Origin of the sequence: Paenibacillus sp. FSL P2-0089, assembly GCF_038595095.1 — a bacterium.
Classification (GTDB): Bacteria; Bacillota; Bacilli; order Paenibacillales; family Paenibacillaceae; genus Paenibacillus_AQ; species Paenibacillus_AQ silagei.
This window is the reverse complement of sequence record NZ_CP152006.1, coordinates 4,087,391-4,100,192: the sequence shown is the minus strand read 5'-3', so window position 1 is coordinate 4,100,192 and position 12,802 is coordinate 4,087,391. Positions and strand designations below refer to the sequence as shown.

The following is a 12,802-nucleotide window of genomic DNA, read 5'->3' as shown; positions in this document are numbered from 1 at the left end:
TGCAGGATTTTGAAGCGCAGATGTGGATACGCAGGATTAAAGGGTGAGTTTTCAAGAAGCATAAGTTTAAAAATACAAACAGCGAGCCTCCCGGATGCGGGGGTTCGCTGTTTGTATTATGTGCGAATCCCCAAGGATAGGGAGGTCCGCTGTTTGTTGTTATGCCATTACCAGACTAGAAAATACGATGCTTCCAGCCGTTCAGCTTGGCGACAGCCTCGACATAGTAATAGTCACCGTAGATCAGCGATACATCAATGAAGGAGTCGCCGCTGCCTGCACCATGAAGCAGAATCGCTTCATGCTCCGGCTGGTCCCAGGTGGCATAGTTCTCGGTCAGTGAACGCAGAATCCGCTCTGCCGCATTTGCGTACAGGCTTTTCTCGCCAAGCGGCACGATGTCAGCCAGCTCCAGTAAGCCTGATGCCGCGATGGATGCAGCGGAGCTGTCTCTGAACATCCTCTTGTCGTCTGCCAGCCGGAAGTCCCAGTAAGGCACATGATCCTCCGGAAGGGCAGAGATGAAATAATGGGCAATCCGCTTCGAAGTATTCAGGAAACGTTCATCTCCGGTGTGGCGGTAAGTATTAATGAAGCCGTACAGTCCCCAGGCAGCCCCCCGGCTCCAGCAGGATTCCGCGGAATAGCCCTGACCGCCGAAATTCTCGATATATGCGCCAGTCTCGGCATCGAAGGAGAGGATATGCTTGGTCGATCCATCCTTCCGTACACCATACTGCATCGCAGTCTCCGCATGGCTGACCGCAATATGTCTATAGCGCGGATCGCCAGTCACCTTGCTGGCCCAGAACAGGAGGGAAATGTTCAGCATGCAGTCGATAATCACCCAGCCGTGTTTGTCCTCATTCCAGGCGCGGATGAACCTGCCAACCGGATTATAACGTGCAGCCAGGAAGTTAGCCGCCTCAAGACCCCGGCGCAGGCCATCTTCATCCCCGGTCAGAACGTTCTTGATTACGGCTGTAGGCAGGAACTGAAAACCAACATCATGATGCAGCTCCACGGTCGGCTTAACGAACCATTGCTCCAGTGTCTCATCCCAGGGCCAGGCCGCATCCTTATAGTGGTCCTTGCCGGTCATATCATGCATAATCCAGAGCATCCCCGGCCAGAAGCCGGTTGTCCACCAGTCGGAGGCGATATCATCGAACTTACCGTCTTCTCCGGCGAAATGCGGACATTTCCCGCCGATCTGCCCGATCATCCGCGTAACCTTCGTATCCAGCCGGTTCATAACTTCCTGCCAATATGCTGTACTCATCACTGATGCCTCCATTAATTAGAATATGGCCTCAGTATAGCGTCATATGGTTATAGAAAGTTGCACTTTGATATGAAGAAATATTGTTAAATTGTCATTTACCTACAGGTTCCCTTTCCGGTACCTCAGCGGAGTGGTCCCGAGGACCCGCTTGAACAGCTGGTTGAAATAGGAGGCGTTCGGGAATCCGACGGCGATGCCGATCTGCTCTACAGGCATATCGGTAGTTCCGAGCAGCCGGCAGGCCTGCTTGAGCCGCCTGGCGGTAAGATAGTCGACCAGTCGGCCGCCTGTTTCCTGATGAAAGATCCGCGAGACATAGGATTTCGAGAGATGAGTCTCCTCCGCAAGCTGATCCAGATTCACCTCTTCCTGATAATGCGCCTCGATCCAGTTCATAATCTGCTCCGAATAGCGGAGATTCCGCCGTTCTCCGGTATGGATCAGTGACTGCCCACCTGTTCCCAGGCAGCTGAGCAGCTGCAGGAGCAGCATCGTGATATCCTCAGGGTCTTCCTCAGACGATTTCATCCTTAACTCATTGTAATTCTGGTAGAACCATTCTATGGTTTCAATCCGGTCACGAAGATCAAAGCCGCAATACGGGTTGTCCCCCTGCCAGAGAGCAGCGAATAATGCCTTACGCTTGCTGAAGCCCTGCAGCAGATTCTCGGCCATATGGGGATCGAGATAGAAGATCGTGCGTACGAATGGACAAGCTGGTGATACTTCTGAATAGATCCGGTGCAGCTGATACGGCTGGAAAAAGAAAAGCATGCCCGGCCGGATATCATACATCTGCTGATTCACAACAATGCTGCCCTGCCCGCCGTGCACGAACATGATCTCACAGCACTGATGCCAGTGGTAGTATCCCTTGTAATGGTCGTCGGTATAGATGCGGTAGTCCCAGATCAGAGACTGCCGGTTCGCAAACAGAACAGGTTCGAATAGCTGTTTCATAACACTCTATGACGCCTCCAACAAGACAAAATACAAACATTTTATTATAACTCATTATAACTTTCCGCTCCCTTAGGAGCTACAATAAAAATGGGGATTCTTCAATAGAATCCAAGAGGTACAATTCAATCTGTAATTTACATTGACCAGGGGGTAATATTTATGGCTCCAATTATTGTCAATCCGGTGCTGACCGGCTTTCATCCCGATCCGTCCTTCCTCAGGGTGGGTGATGATTATTATATCGCAACCTCAACCTTCGAATGGTTCCCCGGTGTGGAGATTCATCATTCCCGTGATCTGGTGCACTGGCATACGCTTACCCGTGTGCTGACCGAGACCTCACAGGTGGACCTGCGCGGCAACGGAAGCTCCGGCTCCATCTGGGCACCGGCAATATCCTACGATAACGGCTTGTATTACTTGCTGTTTACGGATGTGAAGTCCCGCTCGAGTGTATATAAGGATCTGCATAACTATTTGATCACTGCTGCCAGTCTTGAAGGACCCTGGAGTCCGCCGGTACGGCTGAACGGCAGCGGGTTTGACCCGTTCCTGTTTCATGACAGTGACGGACGTAAATGGCTGCTGAATATGCGCTGGGATTTCCGGCAGAATCACAGCAATTTCTCCGGCATCGTGATGCAGGAGTATGACCCTGAGAGCGGCAGGCTGAGCGGCCCTATTCATGAAATATACCAGGGGACTCCTACAGGGGTAACGGAAGGACCGCAATTGTACAAGCGCGGGGATTATTACTATCTGCTGGTTGCCGAAGGGGGCACCGGAGTGAATCATATGGTCACGATGGCGCGCAGCCGCAGCCTGACCGGACCTTATGAGACCGATCCCGATTACCCGGTTATGACTACGGCTCATGATCTGACCTATGCCTTCCAGCAGGCAGGGCACGGCTCACTGGTGGAGACGCAGTCGGGGGAATGGTACATGGCTCATCTGTGCACCCGGCCGATCCCGGGAACGGGCAAGCTGAATCCGCTGGGCCGGGAGACGGCCATCCAGCGCTGCGTATGGACGGAGGACGGCTGGCTGCGCCTGGCACACGGCGGGAAGCTGCCGGCCTTGCGGTCCGAAGCGCCGGAGCTTCCCCCGCACCCGTTCGATGCCTTGCCGGAGCGGGATGATTTTGACGGCCGTGTGCTGGGTTATCCCTACCAGAGTCTGCGCGTGCCGTTCGATGAATCATGGGTGAGCCTGCAGGAGCGTCCCGGATTCCTGCGGCTCCGCGGCCGGGAATCCCTGGCATCGCTGTTTGACCAGAGTCTGATCGGGAGGCCGATTCAGCATTTTGCCTGCACCGTGACTACCTGCCTGGAATACAAGCCGGACAGCTTCATGCAGATGGCTGGACTGGTGCTCTACTATGATGACAAGGATTACTATTATCTGCGCGTAACTGCGGATGAACTCAGAGGGGTAGCTCTAGGCGTTGTAATGTGCCAGGCCGGTAAATATGCAGAAATCTCCTCCATGCAGATCTCGGTGAAGGACTGGGAGCGTTACTATTTGAAGGCAGAGGTTCATGGCAGAGATATTATGTTCTACGCTTCCCGGGACGGGGAGGTCTGGACAGCGATGTGTACACCGCTGGATTTCGGCACCCTTTCGGATGAGCATGGCGGCAAGCTGGGCTTCACGGGCTCTTATGCCGCGATCTGCGCGCAGGATCTGGATCAACAGGCGAGAGCGGCGTATTTTGACTACTTTGAATATATAGGCCTGGACGTATCAGCCCCGCACAGCTTATAGCTCTACAGCTTAGGAGGCAGCGCGCCGCTGCCTCACTTTGTGTACTACGAGAATAAGCAGTGGAAGTGCGAGCGAATAGGTTAAATTCCAGTCCACCCAGTAAGGGGGGATTTCTTTGACATAGAAGATGATGTCCTTGGAGATGAGCTGTGAAAGTCCGTAGATCAGGAACGCGACAGGGAAGATTAGAGGGCGGTGGCTTTTCAGCTTGAATATTTGCGCCATTCCGAGCACAAAGGCATAGAAGTAGAGTGCTGTTTTGAAATAGGTCGTGATAATCCAGGCGGTAGCCATCAGCGCTTCAAGCCGCTGCAAGAAGTTGGCGATATTGATTTTTTGGGCCAGGATATAGGCGGCATAGAAATTATGCTCGGAGAAATAGACGCCAAGAACGGTCAGCGAGAGAAACAGAATCAGGTTCAGACCTACGGAGCCTATGCAGAGCGCGATGAAGATATCACGGTTAATCTTACTGTTCTTGCGGGTGTAAGGGTAGATCATGAAGAATACGCAGATCTCTCCGAAGGGATAGAATACACCGATCATGATCGAATGCAGCATATCCGGCAGGGGTGTGGTCAGCATAGGATAGACACGCTCCAGCTGGACTTGCGGAAATAGGAGCACCATCAGGGCCACCAGGAATAAGGCAAACAGCGGAAAGAACACCTGCGCTGCCCGGCCGACCGTCTCAAGCCCCAGACGCAGACCGTACACCAGCAGAACAATGCTCATGAACCGGATGACTCCGCCGGGAGTTCCCTCGTAGATCTGGGTACACATGAAATCCTCAATTTCCCGGACATACGTAGAGGCCGCGATGATGAAGAAGAACAGATAGTACCCGCCTACCGCGCTGCCTAGCCATTTCCCCAGCACCTGCCGGCTGATCTCAATAATATTTTGGTCCGGACTGATATTTGCTACTACAACAAACAGGAAGACTAGTGCAATCCCCGGCGGAATACTGAATAAGGCGGCGATCCAGGCATCCTGATGGGCTTCGGAAGTCATGGCTGCAGGATAGACCAGGGCCATATCACCGATAAAGGTGAAAAGACCGAGGATTACCAACTGTGCCGTACTGATCCGATCTTTTTCAATACTCATCTCTATCCCCCTTTACATGTGACCTCCAGGGCCTATGAACCCGGAACCCTCTTAGTATGGCATCCCCTTCCAGAATTATGTGAATCAAGTACGGATCTGATTTTGAGGAATAATTATCAAGCAATGCTACCAAACTAACCTGAATAGAAGGTTCACGGGAAGGAGGAGTGGCCCGGATGAAGAGTGCGGTGGAGGGGAAGTTATCCAGCCGGCTGGAGGTCAATAATGAACAGCTGTACAAGCTGCTGGGCGAGAGCACTGACCTGGTGAGAAAACAGCTGAAGCTGGGAGAGCATACAGAGCTGGCTATTTTTTATATTGATGGCCTGATAGATAATCAGCTGCTGCATAATTCGATTCTATATTCGCTTCAGGAGGGACGGACCTCGGCTCTTCTGGAAGAACAGGACCCGGATAAGAAAATAGAAATCTTAACCAGCCGTGTGCTAATGGCCGGTGATCTTACCGTGGTTCAGGATTACGCCAAGTTCGTACACGACCTGTTATCCGGCAACGTGATGCTGATGGTGGAGGGGACGGCATCAGCGCTGCGGATCGGGCTGCCCGGCTGGGAAGACCGGGGTGTAAGTGAGCCGAGCTCGCAGTCTGTGGTCCGCGGACCTATGGAGGGATTCAGCGAGAATCTGCGGACCAACACCGCACTAATCCGGCGCAAAATTAAAGACAGTCAATTGTGGCTGGAGACGATGCAGGTCGGACGCGTCACCCAGACCAGTGTCTCGATTATGTATCTCAGCCACATTGCGAATAAAGAGCTGGTGCAGGAGGTGAAGCGGCGCCTGAACAGCATTGATACAGATAGTATTCTGGAGAGTGGCTATATCGAGGAATTCATTCAGGATAAGGTGGCAACTCCCTTCCCCACGATCTATAACAGTGACCGGCCGGATACCATTGCGGCGGGCATCCTGGAAGGGAAGGTGGCTATCCTGGTTGACGGTACGCCTTTTGTGCTGCTGGCCCCAACCGTATTTGTCTCGTTCTTTCAGTCGGCGGAGGATTATTATCAGCGGGCGGATATTTCTACCCTGCTGCGGTTCATCCGGTTTCTATCTTTTTTTATCACCTTGTTTGCCCCTGCGTTCTATGTAGCTATAACCACCTTTCATCAGGAGATGATCCCGACCAATCTGGTGATCAGCCTGGCGGCCCAGCGGGAGACGGTGCCGTTTCCGACTTTTGTCGAAGCGCTGATGATGGAATTAACCTATGAGATTCTGCGGGAAGCAGGCGTACGGATTCCAAAAAACGTGGGCCAGGCTGTCTCTATCGTCGGTACGCTGGTCATCGGGCAAGCAGCGGTTGCGGCGGGATTCATCTCCTCAGCTATGGTTATCATTGTATCCATAACAGCAATCTCAAGCTTTGTGATTCCCGAAGCCGGGATGTCCATCGCTGCACGCATCATCCGGTTTTTCCTGATTGCACTGGCCGGGTTCATGGGGCTGTACGGAATATTGTGCGGAGTATTCTTAGTGGTGCTGCATCTCGTCAGCCTGCGCTCCTTCGGCGTTCCTTATATGAGTCCGCTGGGGCCCTTCCGGCCGGCAGACCTTAAGGATTCGATCTTCAGGTTCCCCTGGCCGTTCCTGAGAACAAGACCGCAAGAGAATAGAACCCAGAATCTGTATCGCCAGAACAGATCCAAACGCGGAGGTTCCTGATATGACAAGCCGTATAAAGAGAGCCGTCGCTGCTTGCCTTCCCCTGCTGCTGCTTTCGCTATTGCTTAGCGGGTGCTGGGAGAGGAAGGAGCTGAATGAATTGGCTTTTGTGCTGGCGCTGGGCCTTGATAAAGCGGAGAAAGGCTACAACGTAACGATGCAGGTGGTCATCCCCTCCTCTATCTCTTCACAGAATGCGGGGGGAACAGGGGGGAGCGGGGTTCCCGTAGTAGTGTATAATTTTAACGTGCCAACGATCTATGAATCCCTCCGCAAGTTCAATCTGATCAGCTCCCGTTCCCCATATATGGGCCATATCCGGGTACTCGTGATTGGAGAAGAGCTGGCGCGCGAAGGGGTGGGTGAGACGCTGGATGTGATCAAAAGAAGCCGGGAGCCGCGCATGGACTTCTATGTGATGGTTGCGCGGAAGACGACCGCCGAGAATGTTCTGAAGGTGCTGACCCCGCTGGACCGGCTGCCGGCTACTAAATTATTTAGTTCCCTCGACAAGTCCTACAGGATCTCTTCCAAGACCGTCGCGGTCACGCTGGATAAATTCATCGAGGACCTGCTCTACCAAGGAGAGAATCCGGTGTTGACTGGAGTAGAGGTGCTGGGTGATCCAGAGGCGGGCAGTGAGAAAACCAATGTTGAGCAGACAGACCCGAGAACGAAACTCCGGTATGAGAGTGTCGCTGTATTCAAAAAGGACCGGCTGATCGGCTGGATAGATGATGACTTAACGGTTGGCTTCAACTATGTGACTGATAATGTCACCAAAAATACGGGGAACTTCAAAGACGAACACGGAACTCGGATCATTATCGAGGCGCTTACCTCCGCTACCAGCCGAAAGGTGAAAATCATAGACGGCGAGCCGCATATTTATTTGAGCACGGAAGCTCTATGCAATGTGGAGGAGATTGAAGGTGATTATAAGCTGGATACGGAGGACAAGATCAAATTACTTGAAGAGGTGACAGAAGACCGGGTTGTCAACCGGATGAAAGATGCTGTAGATGGAATCAGCAAGCAGTTCAATGTGGATATCTTCGGCTTCGGCCAATCCATTTACCGTAAGAGCCCCAAGGCATGGGAGAGGCTGAAGGAACGGAAGGGAGAAGGCTATCTCAAGACCCTGCCTGTCCATTACGAGGCCAGTGTGACGATCAACCGGATCGGTACGATTGATAATTCATTTCTTCAAGATATTAAGGAGTGAGGCTGTATGCTGCTGGTGCTGATGTTTGCTCTGATTGCCGCAGGCTGTGCAGCCATGGATCTGTCCTCCCTGAAGGGCAGGCAGAAGCGGCGTGATCGTGTGATCTGGGGTCTGCTCTGGATCGGCGGAATGGCGGCCACGATATGCACGCTGCTCAAAATCCAGGTTCCCAGCCCGCTGCTGCTGATTATATTCATCTACAAGCCGATCAATGATCTGGTATCTTCATGGTTCTGATCCAAGGGTTCGGAACATCCTGGCAGGTCTTCTCGTTGAAGGCCTGCTATTTGGCATGCAGCGGGTATTTTTCGTAAATGTCGAATTGAGATTGACGAATTGAGTTTATAGTCGTATGATGTGTGTTATAAAAGTTCCTGAGTAATATTAAGTAACTATATAATAAAATGATAACAATGGGAGGAATGAAAGTGGAATCATCTACATTTGTACTTTTTGGCGCAACCGGGGACTTGGCGAAGCGGAAAATCTTCCCCGCTCTATACAACCTGTTCACTGATGGCAAGCTTTCCGGTCCTCTCTCAGTCATTGGGCTGGGCAGACGGGAGCTCACTAACGAGACGTTCCAGCGTCAGGTGCTGGATTCCCTGCGCACCTTCTCGCGCCGTCCGGTAGAGGATACAGCGGCGCTGCAGAATTTCCTGCAGGCTTTTGAATATAGTGTGCTGGATGTTGGGCGTCCTGAGGATTATGTGAAGCTGCTTGGGCATGTACAGCGCCGGGAGGAAGAGCTGGGGCTTCCGCAGAACCGGATGTTCTACCTGTCAGTCGGTCCCGAATTCTTCGGGGAGATTGCCGGTAATATCAATGCCAGCGGACTAGGGAATACCAAGGGCTGGAAACGTCTGATCATCGAGAAGCCGTTCGGACGGGATCTGCAGTCGGCGCGTGTGCTGAATGAGAGCTTGAGCGCAGCTTTTGCAGAGGAGGAAATCTTCCGGATTGATCACTTCCTCGGCAAGCCGATGGTGCAGAACCTGGAGGTGCTGAAATACTCTAACCCTGTGCTGCGTGCCTTGTGGCAGAACCGGTATATCGCGAATGTCCAGATTACTGCCAGTGAAACGGTAGGAGTGGAAGAGCGGGCGGGTTACTATGATAAGGCTGGGGCGCTGCGTGACATGTTCCAGAACCATATGCTCCAATTGCTGATGATGATGGCGATGCAGCTTCCGAAGGGCAGTACACCGGAAGACGTCCGCAGCAAAAAACGGCATGTCATCCGTTCCGTCCGGCCGCTGCTGCCCGAAGAGGTATCACAGCATGTAGTGCGCGGCCAGTATGCAGCGGGGGAGATGCGCGGACAGCAAGTGCCTGCGTATACCGCTGAACCGGGGATCGCAGCCACTTCACAGAATGAGACGTATATTGCTGCACGCCTATGGATTGAAGATCCGCTGTGGAACGATGTGCCGTTCTACATTCGTACAGGTAAGCGCATGAAGGAGAAATCCACGCGGATTGTTATAGAATTCAAAGAGCCGTTTAATGATGTGCATAACAAGAACCGTAACAAGCTGCCGCTTGACCCTAATCTGCTGGTGATTGATATTGGCCCGCATGAGGGCATCTCTCTGACTCTGAATACCAAGAATCCGCTTCAGCACGGGAAGCTTGAGCCGGTTAGCATTAAGCATGAGCCGGGCAATCCTGATGTGCCGGAGGCTTATGAGAATCTGATTTATGATGCTATGCTCGGCGATGCTACTTTCTTTGCCCACTGGGAGGAAGTAGAGTTGTCCTGGCAGTGGGTTCAGCCTATAATCGAAGCAACGGCAGATGGCAGCCTGCCGCTGCACCTGTATCCTGCCGGATCTAACGGCCCGGCGGCGGCAGATCAGCTCCTTGGCGAGTTCCACTGGTGGTTGGATGAGCCGGAGAATGCAGAGCCTGCACGCGTTCACCGGACAGCCGGGATAGAGCCGGAAGTCATCCGGCCGGGAGCGTAAGCGGCGGCGGTAACAGCAAGCGGACAGAGTTAGCTTATATATGACTACACAATTCGGAGGGATTCGTAATGAAAGTCGGTTTAATCGGACTTGGAAAAATGGGCTTCAATCTGGGCCAGAACCTGCTGGAGCATGCCCATGAAGTAGTAGCGTATGATGTGAATCCTGCTGCGGTGCAGGAACTGGCCGAACGCGGTGCGTCCGGGGCAGCAAGCCTGGAGGAGCTTACGGGCCGGCTTGATTCCCCGCGCGTTCTCTGGATCATGGTTCCCCATACTTTTGTAGATTCAGTCATTGCTGAACTGACGCCGCTATTATCCAAGGGAGATATCATTATTGAAGCCGGGAACTCTCATTATAAAGAGTCGATCCGCCGTCATGAGGAGCTGGGTGCCCACGGAATTCACTTCCTGGATGCAGGAACCTCCGGCGGAATGGAAGGCGCGCGCAATGGGGCCTGCTATATGGTTGGAGGCGATGAGGAAGCGTGGGCGGTGGTCGAGCCGCTGTTCCATGACACTGCGGTAGAGAACGGATACCTGTACGCCGGCAAATCCGGGAGCGGACATTTCCTCAAGATGGTGCATAACGGCATTGAATACGGGATGATGGCTGCGATTGGTGAGGGCTTCGAGGTGCTGGAGAAAAGCGGATATGACTTCGACTTCGAGCAGGTGGCCCGCGTCTGGAACAACGGCTCTGTCGTCCGCTCCTGGCTGATGGAGCTGATCGAGCGCGCCTTCTCCAAGGATGCCAAGCTGGAAGACATCAAGGGCGTCATGCATTCCTCCGGGGAGGGACGCTGGACGCTGGAGACCGCCTTCGACCTCCAGGCAGCGACTCCGGTTATCGCCATGGCTCTGCTCATGCGCTACCGGTCGCTGGAGACCGACACCTTCACCGGCAAAGTCGTCGCCGCCTTGCGTAACGAATTCGGCGGCCATGCGGTGGAGTCGAAGTAAGAGGCGGCAATTAGGCTGAAGCGGTGATATCAGGGGGCTGTCCCGAAGCCATGAAATGGCTGTTTGGGGCAGCCTTTTCTATTTCGGCTTTGGCCGGAGCAGTGCTTTTCCCGCCAATGGAGAAGTACTGCTCTTTGTTGTGCCTGCACAGAGAATCAGACAACCCGCCCGAAGCATATAAGTACAGAAACATGAAAATGGACGGGGGAGATGGCAGGTGTCCCGCAATCAGGAATTCAGAGTCTATCTGGTCACAAAGAGAGATATTTTACGGTTTATCGTGGTTGAAATCATTATCGGCAGTATGACGTATAAGCTGGCTTTGAACCTTTGTCATAATGCGATTCTGGCAGGTGCCGGAGGCTGGGCTTGTACAGAAGGGCTGAAGCGGCTGGTGAAGCTAGGCGCGTGATGGGTAATAACGGGGATTCCCCGGATTGTCTATCTGATGTACTATATATAGAAACAGATTAGACATAGATAGACAGACAGACAGAGGGAATGGTGATGCACAGATGGTTAACCTACTGGAAGTATTACACAAAGAAATTATGCCGGCAGAAGGCTGCACTGAACCGATTGCGGTAGCTTATGCCGTCTCGTTGGCGGCTGAGCTGGTTGAGGAAGAGATTACAGGAATCGAGCTGTTCCTCAGCGGCAATATCATCAAGAATGCGATGGGTGTGGGGATTCCTGGTACAGGCCAGACGGGCTTGCCGATAGCGGCTGCCCTGGGTGCGGTGGTGCGCCGCTCGGAGCGGAAGCTGGAGATTCTGTCCGGGCTGACCCCGGCGGAGCTGGCAAGTGCAGAGGGACTGCTGGAGCGTAAGCTGCTGGAGGTTGAGCTGAAGGATACGCCGGAGAAGCTATATATAGAAGCGAGAGTACACAGCAAGAACCATACAGCCACAGCGATCCTGGTAAAAGAGCACACGAATGTGCAGTATCTGGCGAAGGATGGCCAGCGGCTTGAGCCGAAAATGGACAAGGCCGACTGCGGAGACCCGCTTAGTCTGGACCCCGAGGTATACTCGGTCTCACTCGAAGATATCTATGCCTTCGTTCAGAATACACCATTCGGGGATCTTCGCTTCCTGCTGGAGGGAGCGGTTATGAATAAGGCGATCTCGGAGGAAGGGCTGCGCGGGGAGTATGGTCTCCAGGTGGGCCGGAAAATGAGCCAGCAATCCGCCCTCAATCTGTTCGGCGCGGATGTGGCGAACCGGATCATTGCCGCAACGGCAGCCGCATCCGATGCACGGATGGACGGCAGTGCCATGCCGGTAATGACGACGGCGGGCAGCGGCAATCAGGGGATTGCCTGTACCATGCCGGTCATTGCCCTGGCCGAGCTGCTCGGCAAGGATGAGGAGACCCTGGCAAGAGCGATGGCGCTCAGCAATCTGATTACCATCCATGTGAAGCATTACATTGGCCGTCTGTCCCCGCTCTGCGGCTCAGGCATTGCCGGTGGAGTGGGAGCGGGCAGTGGCATTGTCTATCTGATGGGCGGGACGCTGGCGCAGATCAAGCACTCCATCCAGAATACGATTGCCTCTACTTCCGGCATGATCTGCGATGGTGCCAAGCCAACCTGTGCACTCAAAATCTCAACGGCCACCAACGCGGCCATTCAGTCTGCTACTCTCGCCATGAACAATATCTCCGCGAGTCCGAGTGACGGTGTCATCTTCGAGAAGGTGGAGGATACGATCAAGAATATGGAGACCCTGGTCCAGGAGGGGCTTGCCGCCACAGACCAGGCCATTCTGAATATTATGCTCTCCAAGGGAGCCGCTTCTTCATAGGGAGCAGGACAAGTGCTGGATGTCTCAGCA

The 12,802-nt window shown here is 53.4% G+C and carries 11 protein-coding genes; 8 read left to right on the top strand and 3 right to left on the bottom strand.

Annotation, left to right across the window (positions count from 1 at the left end; all coding sequences use genetic code 11):
- Positions 1-175: 175 nt before the first annotated feature.
- Together NST69_RS16995 and NST69_RS16990 are read right to left on the bottom strand one after the other, a co-directional pair.
- A complete protein-coding gene (locus tag NST69_RS16995) occupies positions 176-1,282 on the bottom strand; it encodes a glycoside hydrolase family 88 protein (protein WP_342546410.1) in 1,107 nt (368 codons plus the stop codon).
- Between the two features lie 102 nt (positions 1,283-1,384).
- Positions 1,385-2,245 carry an AraC family transcriptional regulator gene (locus tag NST69_RS16990; protein ID WP_339310082.1) on the bottom strand — a complete coding sequence of 287 codons (861 nt, stop codon included), beginning with the start codon at positions 2,243-2,245 and terminating at the stop codon, positions 1,385-1,387.
- 162 nt (positions 2,246-2,407) lie between these two features.
- On the opposite strand from NST69_RS16990, the gene NST69_RS16985 reads away from it, so the two are divergent.
- Positions 2,408-4,015, top strand: a complete 1,608-nt coding sequence (locus NST69_RS16985) for a glycoside hydrolase family 43 protein (RefSeq protein WP_342546407.1) — start codon at positions 2,408-2,410, stop codon at positions 4,013-4,015.
- 9 nt (positions 4,016-4,024) lie between these two features.
- Here the strand turns inward: NST69_RS16985 and NST69_RS16980 are convergent, their stop codons facing one another.
- The gene (locus tag NST69_RS16980) at positions 4,025-5,125 is read right to left on the bottom strand and encodes an endospore germination permease (protein ID WP_342546406.1); all 1,101 of its coding nucleotides are present in this window, start codon (positions 5,123-5,125) and stop codon (positions 4,025-4,027) included.
- A 176-nt stretch (positions 5,126-5,301) separates the two neighbouring features.
- Between NST69_RS16980 and NST69_RS16975 the strand changes: the two genes are divergently transcribed.
- The 7 genes from NST69_RS16975 to NST69_RS16945 all read left to right on the top strand — a co-directional run bounded on the left by NST69_RS16975 (position 5,302) and on the right by NST69_RS16945 (position 12,772).
- On the top strand, positions 5,302-6,810 hold the full coding sequence (locus NST69_RS16975; protein ID WP_342546405.1) for a spore germination protein: 1,509 nt from the start codon (positions 5,302-5,304) through the stop codon (positions 6,808-6,810).
- A gap of 1 nt (position 6,811) precedes the next feature.
- Positions 6,812-8,035 (top strand): Ger(x)C family spore germination protein, encoded by a 1,224-nt coding sequence (locus NST69_RS16970; protein WP_342546403.1) that lies wholly within the window; start codon positions 6,812-6,814, stop codon positions 8,033-8,035.
- 6 nt (positions 8,036-8,041) lie between these two features.
- Entirely contained in the window at positions 8,042-8,272 is a 231-nt protein-coding gene (locus tag NST69_RS16965) for a hypothetical protein (protein ID WP_342546401.1), read from the top strand.
- A gap of 191 nt (positions 8,273-8,463) precedes the next feature.
- Positions 8,464-10,002, top strand: a complete 1,539-nt coding sequence (gene zwf, locus NST69_RS16960) for a glucose-6-phosphate dehydrogenase (protein WP_339248986.1) — start codon at positions 8,464-8,466, stop codon at positions 10,000-10,002.
- Between the two features lie 68 nt (positions 10,003-10,070).
- Positions 10,071-10,964: a phosphogluconate dehydrogenase (NAD(+)-dependent, decarboxylating) gene (gnd, locus tag NST69_RS16955; RefSeq protein ID WP_209878522.1), complete on the top strand. Its 894-nt coding sequence runs from the start codon at positions 10,071-10,073 to the stop codon at positions 10,962-10,964.
- Positions 10,965-11,181: 217 nt separating this feature from the next.
- Positions 11,182-11,376 (top strand): hypothetical protein, encoded by a 195-nt coding sequence (locus tag NST69_RS16950; RefSeq protein ID WP_339248985.1) that lies wholly within the window; start codon positions 11,182-11,184, stop codon positions 11,374-11,376.
- Positions 11,377-11,479: 103 nt separating this feature from the next.
- Positions 11,480-12,772: an L-serine ammonia-lyase, iron-sulfur-dependent, subunit alpha gene (locus NST69_RS16945; RefSeq protein WP_340952242.1), complete on the top strand. Its 1,293-nt coding sequence runs from the start codon at positions 11,480-11,482 to the stop codon at positions 12,770-12,772.
- The last annotated feature ends 30 nt before the right edge of the window (positions 12,773-12,802 follow it).

What these genes read in the sequence shown, in the direction of transcription:
- NST69_RS16995 (WP_342546410.1), bottom strand. Translation starts at nt 1,282, where the DNA reads ATGAGTACAGCATATTGGCAGGAAGTTATGAACCGGCTGGATACGAAG.
- NST69_RS16990 (WP_339310082.1), bottom strand. Translation starts at nt 2,245, where the DNA reads ATGAAACAGCTATTCGAACCTGTTCTGTTTGCGAACCGGCAGTCTCTG.
- NST69_RS16985 (WP_342546407.1), top strand. Translation starts at nt 2,408, where the DNA reads ATGGCTCCAATTATTGTCAATCCGGTGCTGACCGGCTTTCATCCCGAT.
- NST69_RS16980 (WP_342546406.1), bottom strand. Translation starts at nt 5,125, where the DNA reads ATGAGTATTGAAAAAGATCGGATCAGTACGGCACAGTTGGTAATCCTC.
- NST69_RS16975 (WP_342546405.1), top strand. Translation starts at nt 5,302, where the DNA reads ATGAAGAGTGCGGTGGAGGGGAAGTTATCCAGCCGGCTGGAGGTCAAT.
- NST69_RS16970 (WP_342546403.1), top strand. Translation starts at nt 6,812, where the DNA reads ATGACAAGCCGTATAAAGAGAGCCGTCGCTGCTTGCCTTCCCCTGCTG.
- NST69_RS16965 (WP_342546401.1), top strand. Translation starts at nt 8,042, where the DNA reads ATGCTGCTGGTGCTGATGTTTGCTCTGATTGCCGCAGGCTGTGCAGCC.
- gnd (WP_209878522.1), top strand. Translation starts at nt 10,071, where the DNA reads ATGAAAGTCGGTTTAATCGGACTTGGAAAAATGGGCTTCAATCTGGGC.
- NST69_RS16945 (WP_340952242.1), top strand. Translation starts at nt 11,480, where the DNA reads ATGGTTAACCTACTGGAAGTATTACACAAAGAAATTATGCCGGCAGAA.